The sequence below is a fragment of the Pseudomonas multiresinivorans genome (genome assembly GCF_012971725.1).
Lineage (GTDB): Bacteria > Pseudomonadota > Gammaproteobacteria > Pseudomonadales > Pseudomonadaceae > Pseudomonas > Pseudomonas multiresinivorans.
The window spans coordinates 5,491,197-5,507,496 of record NZ_CP048833.1; the positions used below are offsets into that span (position 1 = coordinate 5,491,197).

Here is a 16,300-nt window from a genome sequence, read left to right on the forward strand (position 1 = left end):
AGCCACCTGAGCGTCATTCCACACAAAACGCCTTTCGATCTAGAGGCTTACAGCGTTCGATTTAATCGAACGGCGCTTTCAGTAATTAGAATTTGTAGACCCCACGTCCGGACTCTAGTCTCTCGTCCCATACCAAAGGGCCAAGTTCCGGGCACCGCCCCTACACCGGAGCACGCACATGGCCCCCGAAAACAAGACAGATAAAAGACGAGCTTCCAGGATGACCGGCGCAACCCTGCATACCGCCTTGCTGATCGACGGCCAATTGGTCGCCGGCGAAGGCATGGCCGAACCGATCATCAACCCGACCACCGGCGAGACCCTTATCAGCATCGCCGACGGCTCCATCGATCAGGTCGAGCAAGCTATCGCCGCTGCGCACCGCGCCTTCCCCGCCTGGGCCCGCACTACCCCCGCGCAACGTTCCGCCGCGCTGCTGGCCATCGCCGATGCCATCGACAAACGCGCCAATGATCTCGCCCAGCTGGAATCGCTGAACTGCGGCAAGCCGCTGCATCTCGCGCGCCAGGACGACATCCCCGCCACCGCCGATGTGTTCCGCTTCTTCGCTGGCGCCGTGCGCTGCCAGCAGGGCCAGCTCGCCGGCGAATACGTGCCCGGCCACACCAGCATGGTGCGCCGCGATCCGGTGGGCGTGGTCGCTTCGATTGCGCCGTGGAACTACCCGCTGATGATGGCGGCGTGGAAGATCGCCCCAGCGCTGGCCGCCGGCAACACGCTGGTGTTCAAGCCGTCCGAACACACCCCGCTGAGCATCCTGGCGCTGGCGCCAGCGCTGGCGGAAATCCTCCCCGCCGGTGTGATCAATATCGTCTGCGGCGGCGGCGAAGGCGTCGGCAGCCATCTGGTCAGCCACCCGAAGGTGCGCATGGTCTCGCTCACCGGCGACATCGTCACTGGGCAGAAGATTCTCCAGGCCGCCTCGCGCACGCTCAAACGCACCCACCTGGAGCTGGGCGGCAAGGCGCCGGTGATCGTCTGCAACGACGCCGACCTCGAAGCCGTGGTCCAGGGCGTGCGCACCCACGGCTACTACAACGCTGGCCAGGACTGCACCGCCGCCTGCCGCATCTATGCGCAGGCTGGCATCCATGACCGCCTCGTCGCCGAACTGGGCGACGCCGTGGCGAGCATCCGCTTCGCCCGCAAGCGCGACGCCGACAACGAGATCAGCCCGCTGATCAGCGCGCGCCAGCGCGACCGCGTGGCCAGCTTCGTCGAGCGCGCCCTCGGCCAGCCGCACATCGAGCGCGTCACCGGCGCCGCCGTGCACTCGGGCCCCGGCTTCTACTACCAGCCGACCCTGCTGGCCGGCTGCAAGCAGCAGGACGAGATCGTCCAGCGCGAAGTGTTCGGCCCGGTCGTCACCGTGACCCGCTTCGACCAGCTGGAACAGGCGGTGGACTGGGCCAACGACTCCGAATACGGCCTGGCCTCCTCGGTGTGGACGCAGAACCTGGACAAGGCCTTCCAGATCGCCAACCGCCTGCAGTACGGCTGCACCTGGATCAACACCCACTTCATGCTCGCCAGCGAAATGCCCCACGGCGGGCTCAAGCGCTCGGGTTACGGCAAGGACCTGTCCAGCGACTCGCTGCAGGACTACAGCGTGGTGCGCCACATCATGGCGCGCCACGGCCAGCAACTGGATTGAATCATCCGGCGGGCCACCCGCCGGCACACAAGAAAGTCCCCGACGGATCGGCGCGCCCGCCCGTACAGAGGGACGTTGCTCGATTGAACTGCCCCACCAATAGAGACAACAACGAGAGGGAGACACCCGATGCGCAAGACCGCACTGCTCAGTGCCATCACCACCGCCCTGCTGGCCAGCGCCGGCGTCCAGGCCGCCGAGGCCCTGAAGGAAGTCGGCAAAGGCGAAGGCCGCCTGGACATCATCGCCTGGCCCGGCTACATCGAGCGCGGCCAGTCCGACAAGAACTACGACTGGGTCACCCAGTTCGAGAAGGACACCGGCTGCCAGGTCAACGTGAAGACCGCCGCCACCTCCGACGAGATGGTCAGCCTGATGGCCAAGGGCGGCTACGACCTGGTCACCGCGTCGGGCGACGCCTCCCTGCGCCTGATCTACGGCAAGCGCGTGCAGCCGATCGATCCGTCGCTGATCCCCAACTGGAAGAACATCGACCCTCGCCTGAAGGACGCCGCCTGGTACGTCGTCAACGGCAAGACCTACGGCGCGCCGTACCAGTGGGGCCCGAACCTGCTGATGTACAACACCAAGGTCTTCCCCGCCGCGCCGGACAGCTGGAAAGTCGTGTTCGACGCGCAGAACCTGCCCGATGGCAAGCCGAACAAGGGCCGCGTGCAGGCCTACGACGGCCCGATCTACGTCGCCGACGCCGCGCTGTACCTGAAGGCCACCCAGCCGGAACTGGGCATCACCGATCCGTACCAGCTCGACGAGAAGCAGTACGCCGCCGTGGTCGAACTGCTGCGCAAGCAGCATGACCTGATCCACCGCTACTGGCACGACACCACCGTGCAGATGAGCGACTTCAAGAACGAAGGCGTAGCCGCTTCCAGCGCCTGGCCGTACCAGGCGAACGCCCTGAAGGCCGAAGGCCAACCGATTGCCACTGTGTTCCCGAAAGAAGGCGTCACCGGCTGGGCCGACACCACCATGCTGCACGCCGAAGCCCAGCACCCGAGCTGCGCCTACAAGTGGCTGAACTGGTCGCTGGAGCCCAAGGTGCAAGGTGACGTGGCCGCCTGGTTCGGCTCCGTACCGGCCGTGCCGGAAGGCTGCAAGGCCAGCACCCTGCTGGGCGGCGAAGGCTGCGCTACCAACGGCTACAACCAGTTCGACAAGATCGCGTTCTGGAAGACCCCGGTGGCCGAGGGCGGCAAGTTCGTCCCGTACAGCCGCTGGACCCAGGACTACATCGGGATCATGGGCGGCCGCTAAGGCAGGGAATTTTCCGCCGCGCCTGACTGGCTCCCCTCTCCTCTTCAGGGAGAGGGGCTGGGGGAGAGGGTGAAACCGCTGGCTCCGATGCCCGGCCGCCCTCTCCCCAACCCTGGCTACGCGCCCCGCTCCGAAGGGAGAGGGAGCTGTTCGGCGCATCGCCTACCCGTGAACTTCATCCGTACCGATTCACCCGTATCTCAGATTCACGGGCAGGGCTCCCCTACGCCGGAATCCTGCCCCTTGGAGCGTGCACCATGACCACCCCCGCTGTTCAATTCACCCAGGTCTCCCGCCAGTTCGGCGAGGTGAAAGCCGTTGACCGGGTGTCCATCGACATCAAGGACGGCGAGTTCTTCTCCATGCTCGGCCCGTCGGGTTCGGGCAAGACCACCTGCCTGCGCCTGATCGCCGGCTTCGAGCAACCCAGCGCAGGCTCCATCCGCATTCATGGCGAGGAGGCCGCCGGCCTGCCGCCCTACCAGCGCGACGTCAACACGGTGTTCCAGGACTACGCGCTGTTCCCGCACATGAGCGTGCTGGAGAACGTCGCCTATGGCCTGAAGGTGAAAGGCATCGGCAAGGCCGAGCGCCTGAAGCGTGCCGAAGAAGCCCTCGGCATGGTCGCCCTGGGCGGCTACGGCGTGCGCAAGCCGGTGCAACTCTCCGGTGGCCAGCGCCAGCGCGTAGCCCTGGCCCGCGCCCTGGTGAATCGCCCGCGCGTGCTGCTGCTGGACGAACCCCTCGGCGCGCTGGACCTCAAGCTGCGCGAGCAGATGCAGAGCGAGCTGAAGAAGCTGCAGCGCCAGCTGGGCATCACCTTCATCTTCGTCACCCACGACCAGAGCGAAGCGCTGTCCATGTCCGACCGCGTGGCCGTGTTCAACAAGGGCCGCATCGAGCAGGTCGACACCCCGCGCAACCTCTACATGAAGCCGGCCACCCCGTTCGTGGCCGAGTTCGTCGGCACCTCCAACGTGCTGCGCGGCGACATCGCCCAGAGCCTGACCGGCAACGCCCAGCCCTTCTCCATCCGCCCGGAGCACATCACCTTCGCCAACGGCGAGCGCGCCACTTCGGACATCGAGATCAGCGGCCTGCTGCACGACATCCAGTACCAGGGCGCGGCGACCCGCTACGAGATCCGTCTCGACAACGGCCAGAACCTCTGCCTCAGCCAGGCCAACAGCCAGTGGGCCGACATCGACCTCGCCCACCAGCCGGGCCAGCGCGTGACCGCCCGCTGGGCGCGCGAGGCGATGGTGGTGCTGAACGAGGGCGCGTGAGATGGAACTGACGATGAATGCAGCGCTGCCGACGGCCAGCAATGGCCCGCTGCGGCGCCTGTCCAACCTGCTCTACCGCAAGCCGACGCTGTACCTCTCGCTGCTGCTGATCCCGCCGCTGCTGTGGTTCGGCGCGATCTACCTCGGCTCGCTGCTGACGCTGCTGTGGCAGGGTTTCTACACCTTCGACGACTTCACCATGACGGTGACGCCGGACCTGACCTGGGCCAACTTCGGCTCGCTGCTGAGCGGCTCCAACTTCGACATCATCCAGCGCACCGTGCTGATGGCGGTCGCGGTGTCCATCGCCAGCGGCGCGGTGGCCTTCCCCATCGCCTACTACATGGCGCGCTACACCACCGGCAAGACCAAGGCGTTCTTCTACATCGCCGTGATGATGCCGATGTGGGCCAGCTACATCGTCAAGGCCTACGCCTGGACCCTGCTGCTGGCCAAGGGCGGCGTGGCGATGTGGTTCGTCCAGCACCTGGGCCTTGAGCCGCTGCTGAACCTGCTGCTGGGCATTCCGGGCATCGGTGGCAACACCCTGTCCACCTCCAGCTTCGGGCGCTTCCTGGTGTTCGTGTACATCTGGCTGCCGTTCATGATCCTGCCGATCCAGGCCTCCCTGGAGCGCCTGCCGCCGTCGCTGCTGCAGGCCTCGGCGGACCTCGGCGCGCACCCGCGGCAGACCTTCTTCCAGGTGATCCTGCCGCTGTCGATCCCCGGCATCGCCGCCGGCTCGATCTTCACTTTCAGCCTGACCCTGGGCGACTTCATCGTGCCGCAACTGGTGGGCCCGCCCGGCTACTTCATCGGCAGCATGGTCTACGCCCAGCAGGGCGCGATCGGCAATATGCCGATGGCCGCCGCCTTCACTCTCGTGCCGATCGTGCTGATCGCCGTGTACCTGTCCATCGTCAAACGTCTGGGGGCCTTCGATGCACTCTGAGAAAGCTTCCTGGGGGCTCAAGGCAGCCGCCTGGGGCGGGCTGGTGTTCCTGCACTTCCCGATCCTGATCATATTCCTGTACGCCTTCAACACCGAGGACGCGGCCTTCAGCTTCCCGCCCAAGGGCTTCACCCTGCACTGGTTCAGCGTCGCCTTCGCGCGCCAGGACGTGCTCGAAGCCATCGAGCTGTCGGTGAAGATCGCCAGCGTCGCCACGCTGATCGCCATGCTCCTGGGCACCCTGGCCGCGGCTGCGCTGTACCGCCGCGACTTCTTCGGCAAGGAGGGCATCTCGCTGATGCTGATCCTGCCGATCGCCCTGCCCGGCATCATCACCGGCATCGCGCTGCTGTCGGCGTTCAAGACCCTCGGCATCGAGCCGGGCTTCCTGACCATCGTCATCGGCCACGCCACCTTCTGCGTGGTGATCGTCTACAACAACGTCATCGCGCGCTTCCGCCGCACCTCCCACAGCCTCATCGAAGCCTCGATGGACCTGGGCGCCGACGGCTGGCAGACCTTCCGCTACGTGATCCTGCCGAACCTCGGCTCGGCGCTGCTGGCCGGCGGCATGCTGGCCTTCGCGCTGTCCTTCGACGAGATCATCGTCACCACCTTCACCGCCGGCCACGAACGCACCCTGCCGATCTGGCTGCTCAACCAGCTGGGCCGCCCGCGCGACGTGCCGGTGACCAACGTGGTGGCAATGCTGGTGATGATCGTGACCATGCTGCCGATCCTCGGCGCCTACTACCTGACCAAGGGTGGCGAAGGCGTGGCGGGGAGCGGGAAGTAATTTGGGTGCCATGCGCCCTCTCCCTAACCCTCTCCCTGAAGGGAGAGGGGACTGGATCGGAGCAGGAGGAAACAACGGTTTCAGCCGGCACAGACGACTCCCTCTCCCTTCAGGGAGAGGGCTGGGGAGAGGGAATAGCTCCAGCTCCAAGCCCACAGAACCCCTCAGGCCCGCCGCCCACAAACCGGCAGGCCCCTAAAAAGAAACACCCAACCGAATTTGCACCACGTTCCTGACCAAGAGGACTCAACCATGCAAACCAACCTGCTGATCAACGGCCAACTGGTCGCTGGCGAAGGCGAGAAGCTCGCTGTCGTGAACCCGTCCCTGGGCACCACCCTGGTGGAAATCGCCGAGGCCACCCCGGCCCAGGTCGACGCCGCCGTGCTGGCCGCCGATGCCGCCTTCGACAGCTGGTCGCAGACCACGCCGAAAGACCGCGCGATGCTCCTGCTGCAACTGGCCGACGCCATCGACGCCAACGCCGAGGAACTGGCCCGCCTGGAGTCGAACAACTGCGGCAAGCCGTACTCCGCCGCGCTGAACGACGAACTGCCGGCCGTAGCCGACGTGTTCCGCTTCTTCGCCGGCGCCTGCCGCGTGATGCAAGGCTCCGCCGCCGGCGAATACCTGCCGGGCCACACCTCGATGATCCGCCGCGATCCGGTGGGCGTGGTCGCCTCCATCGCGCCGTGGAACTACCCGCTGATGATGGTCGCCTGGAAACTCGGCCCGGCCCTGGCCGCCGGCAACACCGTGGTGCTCAAGCCCTCCGAGCAGACCCCGCTGACCGCCCTGCGCCTGGCGCAGCTGATGGCCGAGATCTTCCCCGCCGGCGTGGTCAACCTGGTGTTCGGCCGTGGCCCGACCGTTGGCGAGCCGCTGACCACCCACCCGAAAGTTCGCATGGTCTCGCTGACCGGCTCGGTCGCCACTGGCAGCCGCATCATCGCCGGCACCGCCGACACCGTGAAGCGCATGCACATGGAACTGGGCGGCAAGGCCCCGGTGATCATCTTCGACGACGCCGACATCGACGCCGCCGTGGAAGGCATCCGCACCTTCGGCTTCTACAACGCAGGGCAAGACTGCACCGCCGCCTGCCGCATCTACGCGCAGAAAGGCATCTACGCCAAGTTCGTCGAGAAGCTCGGCGCCGCCGTGGCCAGCATCCAGTACGGCGAGCAGGACGATCCGAACACCGAGCTGGGCCCGGTCATCACCGAGCAGCACCTGGAGCGCGTCATCGGCTTCGTCGAGCGCGCCCGTCAGGTGCCGCACATCGAAGTGGTCACCGGCGGCAAGCGTGCCGACCGCGCGGGCTTCTTCTTCGAGCCGACCGTGCTCGCCGGTGCCCGCCAGGACGACGAAGTGGTCCGCCGCGAAATCTTCGGCCCGGTGGTTTCGGTCACCGAGTTCGAGGACGAAGCACAGGCGCTGGCCTGGGCGAATGACTCCGACTACGGCCTGGCCTCCTCCGTGTGGACCAGCGACATCGGCCGCGCCCATCGCCTGTCCGCGCGCCTGCAGTACGGCTGCACCTGGGTCAACACGCACTTCATGCTGACCACCGAAATGCCCCACGGCGGCATGAAGCTGTCGGGCTACGGCAAGGACATGTCGATGTACGGCCTGGAAGACTACACAGCCATCCGCCACGTAATGATCAAGCACTGATTGGGAGTAAGGCCTGCTGCGCGTCGGCGGAGCTGCGTTGGAAGATGGTTCGTGCCCAGTCGTTTACTACTCGTAAACTCCTGCGCCCGAACCACCTTCCGCCTTGCTGCGCTCTAGCTCGCTAGGCCCAGTAGCTCAGTGAAAAGCAACCGCCGGACCAAGGTCCGGTGGTTCTGCGGCCCCCGCTCGACCGGGACCGCCGCGCGGCCACGCATGCCGCAGCCCCTTCCGGAGGGAAGGGCATAACCATGACAGCCCGTGCCCCGGGCCATCACCTTGCAAGGACTTCCCATGACCATCACCCGCCGCGACTTCCTCAACGGCGTTGCCCTCACCATCGGCGCGGGCCTCACCCCGCTGCAACTTCTCCAGGCCGCTCCGTCCGGCCGCTACTATCCGCCTGCCCTGACCGGCATGCGCGGCAGCCATCCCGGCGCGTTCGAGGTCGCGCACCAGATGGGCTGGGAGAAGAAGGTATTCAATACCGATGGCCTGAAGATCGAGGAGCAGTACGACCTGGTGGTGGTAGGCGGCGGTATCAGCGGCCTGTCCGCGGCCTGGTTCTACCGGCAGAAGCACCCCAAGGCGCGCGTGCTGATCATCGAGAACCACGACGACTTCGGCGGCCACGCCAAGCGCAACGAATTCCAGGCCGGCGGCCGGATGATCCTCGGCTACGGCGGCAGCGAAGCCTTCCAGTCGCCCAAGCACCTGTACAGCGACACGGTCAACAACCTGCTCAAGCAGCTCAACGTCGACGTCGACCGTTTCGAAACCGCCTTCGACCGTGACTTCTACCCGAACCTGGGCCTGTCGCGCGGGGTGTTCTTCGACAAGGCCGGCTTCGGCGAGGCGAAGATGGTCAGCGGCGACCCGACGCCAATGGTCGCGGACGACATCGCCCCGGAAAAACTCAACGCCCGTAGCTGGCGCGCCTTCATCGGCGACTTCCCGCTACCCGAAGCCGACCGCCAGGCGTTGATCGACCTGCACGAGGCGCCCAAGGATTACCTCGCCGGCAAGACCCGCGAGGAGAAGGAAGCGCACCTGGCCAAGACCAGCTACCAGGACTTCCTGCGCAAGGATGTCGGCCTGAGCGAAGCCGCCACCCGCTACTTCCTCAGCCGCACCAACGACTTCTCCGCGCTGAGCATCGACGCCGTCCCCGCCGATTCGGCCTACTCCGTGGGCTTCCCCGGCTTCGCCGCGATGGACCTCTCGCCGATCAGCGAGGAGGCCAAGTCCGAGATGGAAGAGCCGTACATCTACCACTTCCCCGACGGCAATGCCTCGCTGGCGCGCCTGCTAGTGCGCGGCCTGATTCCGGGCGTGGCGCCGGGCAAGGACATGAACGACATCGTCCTGGCCACCTTCGACTACTCGAAACTGGACCAGCCCAAGAACGCCGTACGCCTGCGCCTGAACAGCACCGCGGTGAGCGTGAAGAACCGCGACGGCGGCGTGGACGTCGGCTACAGCCGCGCCGGCGCCCTGCACCGCGTGCGGGCCAAGCACTGCGTGCTGGCCTGCTACAACATGATCATCCCGTACATCCTGCGCGACCTCTCCGCCGAGCAGAGCCACGCGCTGGCGCAGAACGTGAAATTCCCGCTGGTGTACACCAAGGTGGTGATCCGCAACTGGCAGAGCTTCATGAAGCTGGGCGTGCACGAGATCTACGCGCCAAGCCAGCCGTACAGCCGCGTGAAGCTGGACTACCCGGTGGACATCGGCGGCTACAGCCACCCGCGCGACCCGAACCAGCCCATCGGCCTGCACATGGTCTACGTGCCCACCAGCCCCAACGCCGGCATGGACGCGCGCACCCAGGCTCGCGTGGGCCGCGGCAAGCTCTACGGCATGAGCTTCGAATACATGGAAGGGATGATCCGCGACCAGTTGCAGGCGATGCTCGGCCCGGCCGGCTTCGATCATCAGAAGGATATCCAGGCGATCACCATCAACCGTTGGTCGCACGGCTATTCGTACTTCTCCAATAGCCTCTTCGATGATGAGGAAGAGAGCGAAAAACTGATGAACCTGGCCCGCACCAAGGTCGGCAACGTCACCATCGCCAACTCCGATGCCGCCTGGGACGCCTATGCCCATGCGGCTATCGACGAGGCCTGGCGCGCGGTGGGCGAACTCTCCTGATGTACCCGGCGCCGCGCCCTGCGTGGCGCCACACACAACGGCCATCCGGCCGAAACCCCGCGGGCACGCCCGCAACGGAGGCAAGCATGCGTCACCTCGTCAGAGCGTTCTACCTGCTGTCGCTGTTCACCTTTGCCGGCCTGGTCCAGGCCGCAGAGTCGCCAAAACAGATCGTCGACGCTTACATGGCCGCGTGGAACGCCCACGATGCCGAGAAGGCCGCCGGCTACCTGGCCAAGGATGCGGAGTACTTCGACGTCACCGTCGGCACCCCGCAGAAAGGCCGGGAAGCCGCGCGTGACAACGTGATCAAGGTGTTCGTGGGGGCCGTGCCGGATCTTACGTGGAAGATGAACGGCAAGCCGATCGTCGACAAGGACGGCATCGCCTTCCAGTGGACCTTCAGCGGCACCAACACCGGCGCCTGGGATGCCCAGACTCCGGCGACCAACAAGCCGCTGTCGTTCGACGGTGTGAGCTACGTGAAGGTCAAGGACGGCAAGATCGTCTACCAGGGCGACTATTACGACGCCCTCGGCCTGCACAAGCAGTTGGGTTGGTAACGGAAGCGTAGGGCGGATAACGCTACGCGTTATTCGCCCTACGTAACTGAAGACCATCGCGGATAAATCCGCTCCTACGCAGAGCCGAAGGCCGCCGGAGATGCCTTTGTAGGATGGGTGGAGCGCAGCGATACCCATGCTGTCTGTGCAAAAAGCGATGGGTATCGCTGCGCTCCACGCCATCCTAGGTTCTGCGCCCTGCAATCGATGCAGCCCATACAAGAAGAATCGAACTCCGCGCCTACTCCTGCCCTCATCCGCCACTGCAGTGTCCCAACCCATGCCAAGCACACTCGAAAACCGGCCCGCGAGCGCCGAAGACAGCTCCAGCACCCGCACCACCATCGACCAGGTCAAGCAGTTGATCGCCGACCTGAACGTGCGCTGGACGCAGATCAGCAAGGTCTCCGAAGTCATCAAGCAGATCGCCAAGAACACCAACCTGGTAGCGCTCAACGCCGCCATCGAAGCCGCCCGCGCCGGAGAAAGCGGACGTGGTTTCGCGGTGGTTGCCGACGAGGTGCGCCGCCTGGCCACCCAATCGGCCAACGCCACCGCCGACATCGGCAATGTCGTCGCCTCGATCAAGAGCGAAAGCGCCAAGGCCCTGGCCGATGTCGAACAGGCCGAACATTCCAGCCTGCTCGACACCGCCCGCGTCGTGCTGACCAGCGAGACCCAGCGCCTTGAAGCGCGCTTCGCCGTGATGGCCACCGCGCTCTATGGCCTGAAGAACTTCCTGATCGGCCTGAAGACCCGCCATCTCGGGCCGCAGCGCGAGCAGATCGACGCGGTGATGCATGAATACCTGACCCGCAACCCCGACCTGCTGGCTTTCGCCTGCGGCTGCGAGCCGAATGCCTTCGACGGCCGCGACGCCGAGTTCATCGGCGCCCCCGGCCACGACGCCAGCGGCCGCATCATGGCCTACTGGCACCGCGGCAGCGGCGTGGCCCAGCGCGAGTGCCTGGTCGGCTACGACAAGGCCGACGGCAGCGGCGACTGGTACCAGATTCCCCGCGACAAGGGCCGCGACGTGTTCATGGAACCCTACGAATACAGCGTCGGCGGCAACACCGTGCTGATGACCTCGTTCATGTCGCCCATGCAGGCCAACGGCCGCTTTCTCGGCATCCTCGGTGCCGACTACACGCTGCACCAGTTGCAGGAAAGTCTCGGCAAGCTTGAGCCAATGGGCAACGGCCGCTACGCCCTGCTCTCCAATGCCGGCGTCTACGTCACCCACGCCGATGCCAGACGCTTGGGCGACAAGGCCAGTGAACTGCCGCAGGAAGCGCGCAACGCCATCGCCCAGGGCCGGAGCTGGGAACAGGTGAAAGGCCGCCGCGTGGAACTGCTGCAGCCCATCCGCGTAGGCGACAGCGATGCGCCCTGGGCCCTGCTGATGAGCTTCGAACTGGCCCAGGCCGGCGAGTGATTTCCGCACGCTGACGCTGTTCGCGAGCAAGCTCGCTCCTACAAGGTTGGCTCCGGAGCGGGCCTGACCGTAGGAGCGAGCTTGCTCGCGAACCCAAGCGTATCCCTACGCCCTGGTCGGCAACTCGGTGATATGGATTTCCGTCACCAGTGCCGGCTTCACCAGCGGCGTGCGCGACAGCAACGGACAGAAGCGCGAGAGCGCGCCGATCAGCTCCCACTGGGTATCCAGCGACTTCGACAGCACATCCACGTCCGCGAGTACCCGCTGCCCCACGCGCTGCAGGTGCGGATCGGGGCTATGCCCAAGCTCCACCGACAACTGGGTGATCAGGGTGCTGAGGTTCGACATGTTGCGGGTGGCGAGAGCGAGGATGTTCGCCAGCAGGGCGATTTCCGATTGCGGGATGACAGCAGACGTTGCAGAAGCGTCCATGCGTGCTCCAGTGATGCTCTGGTGGGTAGTGGCGCAATCCTTGCGCGAGCGTCCAGAGAGTAGCATCAGATCGCCATCCTGCGACAGATATCACATTTCATTTCTTTTCCTGACCAATGAGTCACCTCTCTCCTTCAGCCGCGTATTCCGCTCACAAAGCGCGACCTGATGCTCATTTCCCCGTCCCACCCCAGGAAACAGCCCGGCGCATTTGAGCCGCAAGCCCCCGCTTCCTATGATTCGCGGCCATTTTCCAGCTTTGTATTTCTGCTCCTGCCGCATGGCGATCTGCCTGCGGCCTGAAGGCAGCAAGCCTCACCTCGCGTCACCCCTTGAAGATGTAGCCGATGGAACCGAACGCCAAAACTCCCTGCCCGCCAGACACACGGAACGACCCGAATGGCTCGCTTCCCGAAACGACCTCCGGCGCGGCAGCATTGAGCGCCTCGTATGCACTCGAACAGGGCGAATCAGCTTCCTCCGGGCCGGCTCGATCGGTTCCCAGAGAGACCTTGAGCTCCTGGGATGGCCCCGGTACAGCCTACACACTGGCGCCACGCCCAGTGGCCGCACCGCCCGCGCCCGCCCCCACTCTTGCCCCTCTGCCGACGGCCGAGCCAGGCCTGCTGGCGCCCGCTCCAAGACCATCCGCCAACTGGCCGCTGATCGCCGGCGTCATTGCCGGGGTCATTGTCGGGGCACTGGCCACCGTCCTGCTGCTGGCGCTGTGGCAACCCTGGGCTATCGACAACGAACTTGACGTGCCGAGCGAGCCGAAGCTCGAGCAACAGGGTGTGGTGGAGCGCTCGCCCGCCCCTGCGGACAGCCTCGAGACCGCCACCCCGGATTCCATGGACGACGGCTCCCTGATCATTCCGCCATCCGAGCCGGTGCCGGAGGAACAGCCCGCGCCGCCGATCGATGTAGCCGCACCTGACACGCCGGCCACTCCCATCGATCCGGTTCAAGTACCAGTACCAGCACCAGCCCCGACGCCGACTCTCCATGAAGCACCCGCTCCGCAGGCGAAGCGGCCGTCAGCTCCCGTGGCCGCGGCCGAGCAGAAGCCTCATCCGCTGCGAACCCAGGCCATGACCGTTACCGGCAGCAAGCCCGCCAGCCCGACGCCACCCCGCAGTGCGCCCGCCCCCGTCGCGACAGGCACCCTGAGCGTCGTCGTCCAGCCCTGGGGCGAAGTCTGGATCGACGGCAGCAAGCGCGGCATCACCCCGCCCCTGTTCAAGCTGCAACTGCCACCGGGAAGTTACCGAATCGAACTGCGCAACCCCGACCTGCCGGCCTATAGCCAGGATGTTGAGATTTCCGCGGGACAGTCCGTGACGCTTCGGCACAGCTTCCAGTGAGCGTCAGCCGGCCCCCTTTGACGTGTATGGATCCCTCCATGAAAACTCTGCGCACTCTCTCGACGCCGCTGCTGATCGCCTGCCTGGCAGCGGTTTCCGCTTGCAGCAGCCAGAGCGAGGCACCGCCCGCACCACCTGCGGACGATGCCCAGGTCCTCGCCGAGAACACCTTCGACGAAGGCCTACGGGTATACGAGGCCGGGCATTACTACCTGGCCGAACAGCAGTTCCTCTCGCCAGCCATCTGGAGCGCCGATGTGCAGGTACAACTGAAGGCCCTCAAGTACCTGGCGTTCAGTTATTGCGTGACCGAGCGACCGATCCAGTGCCGCTTCGCCTTCGATCGCGCCCTGCAGATCGATCCGACCTTCCACCTGGGAACCGCCGAAGCCAGCCATCCTCTCTGGGGACCGGTGTTCGTCCAGGCGGCGCGCCGTTGAACATCTCTCCTGATCGCGAGGCTCCCATGCCGCTTACTCACCGGCTACGCCGCTACCTCCTGACGCTGCCGCTTCTGGCGGCGCTACCGCTCGCCCAGGCCGAAACGCATGAAAGCCTGAACGCGGCTGTCGAGAGCCTCTGGAGTGTCGAACAGGTTTCCACCTCCGTGCTGGGCTCCCATTTCACCCCGCAGGAGTCGAAAGCCGGCACCGAATACCGCACCGAGGTGAAGAACGCGCTGACCTACCTGGAAATCGCCGGGGAAGCCGCGTCGGTGGTGATCGGCAGGAAGCGCTTCGACGCCGTCGCCACGCCCTGGGGCAACTTCCCCCGGCTGGACATGCGCAATACCCGACTGTTGGACATCAAGCTACCGAAACGCCACTACCAGGTGCTGGCGGGCCCCGGCACCGGTCTGTTCGGGGCTGGAGACTGGAGACTCTTTGGCTTTCTTCATGTCGTCGACGTCAGCACCGCCGCCCCCACCTACTACCCGCTGTATGCCGAGGCCTCGCTCGGGGAACACGTACTGGGGCGCCTGCCCGGTTCTGCCGTGCTGAACTATGCGCGTCTGGTTCCCGTCGACCGCGGCCAGGCCGGAGAAGCCGAAGTCTACGAAGTCACGCTGTATGCCCTTGAGCGCGAGAGGCCCGAGCCCGTGCTCAGAAACGGCGTACCGCTGGCCTACGCGTTGAAACACGAAGGCGACACCTGGATCATCGACAGCGTAGACAGCACCCCGGTGACCACGGCGCTCGACGAAGAGAAGCGCTCCTTCACCACCCCGCTACGCCCAGCGCTGTTCCAGTTCAAGGAAAGCGCCCGCAAATGATCGGCAGCCACCGGTCGGGTGGCTGCCGCAGAACTTCCAGGGAATGGGATGTGTGCTCACGCGACCTATGGCGCGCGTGAGCCAGTCCGGCCTCAGGCCTGCCCGAAGGCCTTGCGCTTGGGCGTGCCGCGTTGCGCGGCACGCAGGTATTGCGCCGGCCACGGCACCGGCTGCCCGCCCAGCTCATCGGCGGCGTGCAACGGCCAGTACGGATCGCGCAAGAGCTCGCGGGCCAGCAGGATCAGATCGGCCTGCCCGGTGCGCAGGATGTGCTCGGCCTGCACCGGCTCGGTGATCATGCCGACGGTGCCGCTGGCGACGCCGGCCTCCTTGCGCACCCGCTCGGCGAACTGCGTCTGGTAGCCCGGCCCCACGGGAATCTCGGCGTTGACCGCAGTGCCACCGGAAGACACATCGATCAGGTCCACCCCCAGGCCCTTCAGGCGCCGCGCCAGCTCCACGGTTTCGTCGGGGTTCCAGCCGTCTTCCACCCAGTCGGTGGCGGACAGGCGGACGAACAGCGGCAATTCCTGCGGCCACACCGCGCGCACCGCCTCGGTGATTTCGAGGAGGAAGCGGATGCGGTTCTCGAAGCAGGTGCCGTACTGGTCGCGCCGCTGGTTGGAAAGCGGCGAGAGGAACTGGTGCAGCAGGTAGCCATGGGCGGCATGCACCTCGGCGATCTTGAAGCCGGCGGCCAGGGCGCGCTCGGCGCCACGCACGAACTGGTGCTTGATGGTCGCCATCTGTTCTTCGCTCAGGGCGATGGGCGCGGTGTGCTGCGGGTCGAAGGCGATGGCCGAGGGCGCCACCGGCGTCCAGCCGCCTTCGCGGATCGGCACCGAGCCATGCTTGCCCAGCCACGGCGCCCAGGTGCTCGCCTTGCGCCCGGCGTGGGCCAGCTGCACGCCGGCCACCGCACCCTGGGACTCGATGAAACGGGTGATGCGCCGCAGCGGCTCGACTTGCTCGTCATTCCAGATGCCCAGGTCCTCGGCGCTGATCCGCCCTTCGGGGGCGACCGCCGTGGCTTCGACGATCACCAGGCCGGCGCCGCCGACGGCGCGACTGCCCAGGTGCACCAGGTGCCAGTCGTTGGCCAGGCCATCCTGGGCGGAGTACTGGCACATGGGGGATACGGCGATACGGTTGGACAGGGTCAGCTGGCGCAGGGTCAGGGGCTCGAACAACTGGCTCATGGTGGCACTCCCTCTCTGGTCTTCAGATCTTGTACTTCTACTCTAGACCGGGATCGCCTAAGGATAGGTTCCGATGATCGGTGGGGGCGTTCCAATCCATGCTGGCCTCGCAGGAATTGGCTCCGCTCCTGCAAGAGCAAGAGCCCCTCACCCTAACCCTCTCCCGCACGCGGGAGAGGGGACCGTTCGGTGCAGGGTAAAGCCTCGGCGTCA

Annotated in this window: 14 protein-coding genes and 1 pseudogene; 13 read left to right on the forward strand and 2 right to left on the reverse strand. The window is 65.8% G+C overall.

The genetic code is table 11. From position 1 onward, the window contains the following. The first annotated feature begins 220 nt into the window (after positions 1–220). The 10 genes and pseudogenes from G4G71_RS25145 (at position 221) to G4G71_RS30080 (ending at position 11,816) form a co-directional block, all read left to right on the forward strand. Positions 221–1,675 carry a gamma-aminobutyraldehyde dehydrogenase gene (locus tag G4G71_RS25145; RefSeq protein ID WP_169941058.1) on the forward strand — a complete coding sequence of 485 codons (1,455 nt, stop codon included), beginning with the start codon at positions 221–223 and terminating at the stop codon, positions 1,673–1,675. A 129-nt stretch (positions 1,676–1,804) separates the two neighbouring features. Beyond that, the gene (gene ydcS / locus G4G71_RS25150; RefSeq protein ID WP_169941060.1) at positions 1,805–2,950 is read left to right on the forward strand and encodes a putative ABC transporter substrate-binding protein YdcS; all 1,146 of its coding nucleotides are present in this window, start codon (positions 1,805–1,807) and stop codon (positions 2,948–2,950) included. Positions 2,951–3,207: 257 nt separating this feature from the next. Further along, positions 3,208–4,236 carry an ABC transporter ATP-binding protein gene (locus tag G4G71_RS25155; RefSeq protein WP_038803388.1) on the forward strand — a complete coding sequence of 343 codons (1,029 nt, stop codon included), beginning with the start codon at positions 3,208–3,210 and terminating at the stop codon, positions 4,234–4,236. A 1-nt stretch (position 4,237) separates the two neighbouring features. Beyond that, positions 4,238–5,188: an ABC transporter permease gene (locus G4G71_RS25160; RefSeq protein ID WP_420825955.1), complete on the forward strand. Its 951-nt coding sequence runs from the start codon at positions 4,238–4,240 to the stop codon at positions 5,186–5,188. Then, positions 5,178–5,984 carry an ABC transporter permease gene (locus tag G4G71_RS25165; RefSeq protein WP_024766933.1) on the forward strand — a complete coding sequence of 269 codons (807 nt, stop codon included), beginning with the start codon at positions 5,178–5,180 and terminating at the stop codon, positions 5,982–5,984. The genes G4G71_RS25160 and G4G71_RS25165 overlap by 11 nt, the downstream gene beginning before the upstream one ends. A gap of 252 nt (positions 5,985–6,236) precedes the next feature. Beyond that, a complete protein-coding gene (locus G4G71_RS25170) occupies positions 6,237–7,661 on the forward strand; it encodes a gamma-aminobutyraldehyde dehydrogenase (RefSeq protein ID WP_169941062.1) in 1,425 nt (474 codons plus the stop codon). A 291-nt stretch (positions 7,662–7,952) separates the two neighbouring features. Further along, positions 7,953–9,815 carry a flavin monoamine oxidase family protein gene (locus G4G71_RS25175; RefSeq protein ID WP_169941064.1) on the forward strand — a complete coding sequence of 621 codons (1,863 nt, stop codon included), beginning with the start codon at positions 7,953–7,955 and terminating at the stop codon, positions 9,813–9,815. 86 nt (positions 9,816–9,901) lie between these two features. Further along, on the forward strand, positions 9,902–10,378 hold the full coding sequence (locus tag G4G71_RS25180) for an ester cyclase (protein WP_169941066.1): 477 nt from the start codon (positions 9,902–9,904) through the stop codon (positions 10,376–10,378). A gap of 280 nt (positions 10,379–10,658) precedes the next feature. Next, positions 10,659–10,952 (forward strand): annotated as a pseudogene (locus G4G71_RS30300) (methyl-accepting chemotaxis protein); the annotation flags it as partial. A 33-nt stretch (positions 10,953–10,985) separates the two neighbouring features. After that, a complete protein-coding gene (locus G4G71_RS30080; protein ID WP_420826030.1) occupies positions 10,986–11,816 on the forward strand; it encodes a cache domain-containing protein in 831 nt (276 codons plus the stop codon). A 105-nt stretch (positions 11,817–11,921) separates the two neighbouring features. Here G4G71_RS30080 and G4G71_RS25190 read toward each other — a convergent pair whose 3' ends face one another. Continuing rightward, positions 11,922–12,251 carry a hypothetical protein gene (locus G4G71_RS25190; RefSeq protein ID WP_169941070.1) on the reverse strand — a complete coding sequence of 110 codons (330 nt, stop codon included), beginning with the start codon at positions 12,249–12,251 and terminating at the stop codon, positions 11,922–11,924. A 563-nt stretch (positions 12,252–12,814) separates the two neighbouring features. Here G4G71_RS25190 and G4G71_RS25195 point away from each other — a divergent pair. Genes G4G71_RS25195 through G4G71_RS25205 form a run of 3 tightly spaced genes read left to right on the forward strand, consistent with a single transcriptional unit; the run spans position 12,815 to position 14,888 of the window. Beyond that, complete coding sequence (locus G4G71_RS25195) at positions 12,815–13,615, forward strand: peptidase associated/transthyretin-like domain-containing protein (protein WP_169941072.1); 801 nt, start codon at positions 12,815–12,817, stop codon at positions 13,613–13,615. A gap of 38 nt (positions 13,616–13,653) precedes the next feature. After that, positions 13,654–14,055 carry a TssQ family T6SS-associated lipoprotein gene (locus G4G71_RS25200; protein WP_205896251.1) on the forward strand — a complete coding sequence of 134 codons (402 nt, stop codon included), beginning with the start codon at positions 13,654–13,656 and terminating at the stop codon, positions 14,053–14,055. Positions 14,056–14,081: 26 nt separating this feature from the next. Beyond that, on the forward strand, positions 14,082–14,888 hold the full coding sequence (locus G4G71_RS25205; RefSeq protein WP_169941075.1) for a hypothetical protein: 807 nt from the start codon (positions 14,082–14,084) through the stop codon (positions 14,886–14,888). Between the two features lie 92 nt (positions 14,889–14,980). Here the strand turns inward: G4G71_RS25205 and G4G71_RS25210 are convergent, their stop codons facing one another. Then, the gene (locus tag G4G71_RS25210; RefSeq protein WP_169941077.1) at positions 14,981–16,087 is read right to left on the reverse strand and encodes an NADH:flavin oxidoreductase/NADH oxidase; all 1,107 of its coding nucleotides are present in this window, start codon (positions 16,085–16,087) and stop codon (positions 14,981–14,983) included. Positions 16,088–16,300: the final 213 nt, after the last annotated feature.

Excerpts from the sequence above, each read along its gene's own strand:
- G4G71_RS25145 (WP_169941058.1), top strand. The coding sequence starts at position 221 with ATGACCGGCGCAACCCTGCATACCGCCTTGCTGATCGACGGCCAATTG.
- ydcS (WP_169941060.1), top strand. The coding sequence starts at position 1,805 with ATGCGCAAGACCGCACTGCTCAGTGCCATCACCACCGCCCTGCTGGCC.
- G4G71_RS25155 (WP_038803388.1), top strand. The coding sequence starts at position 3,208 with ATGACCACCCCCGCTGTTCAATTCACCCAGGTCTCCCGCCAGTTCGGC.
- G4G71_RS25160 (WP_420825955.1), top strand. The coding sequence starts at position 4,238 with ATGGAACTGACGATGAATGCAGCGCTGCCGACGGCCAGCAATGGCCCG.
- G4G71_RS25165 (WP_024766933.1), top strand. The coding sequence starts at position 5,178 with ATGCACTCTGAGAAAGCTTCCTGGGGGCTCAAGGCAGCCGCCTGGGGC.
- G4G71_RS25170 (WP_169941062.1), top strand. The coding sequence starts at position 6,237 with ATGCAAACCAACCTGCTGATCAACGGCCAACTGGTCGCTGGCGAAGGC.
- G4G71_RS25175 (WP_169941064.1), top strand. The coding sequence starts at position 7,953 with ATGACCATCACCCGCCGCGACTTCCTCAACGGCGTTGCCCTCACCATC.
- G4G71_RS25180 (WP_169941066.1), top strand. The coding sequence starts at position 9,902 with ATGCGTCACCTCGTCAGAGCGTTCTACCTGCTGTCGCTGTTCACCTTT.
- G4G71_RS25190 (WP_169941070.1), bottom strand. The coding sequence starts at position 12,251 with ATGGACGCTTCTGCAACGTCTGCTGTCATCCCGCAATCGGAAATCGCC.
- G4G71_RS25200 (WP_205896251.1), top strand. The coding sequence starts at position 13,654 with ATGAAAACTCTGCGCACTCTCTCGACGCCGCTGCTGATCGCCTGCCTG.
- G4G71_RS25205 (WP_169941075.1), top strand. The coding sequence starts at position 14,082 with ATGCCGCTTACTCACCGGCTACGCCGCTACCTCCTGACGCTGCCGCTT.
- G4G71_RS25210 (WP_169941077.1), bottom strand. The coding sequence starts at position 16,087 with ATGAGCCAGTTGTTCGAGCCCCTGACCCTGCGCCAGCTGACCCTGTCC.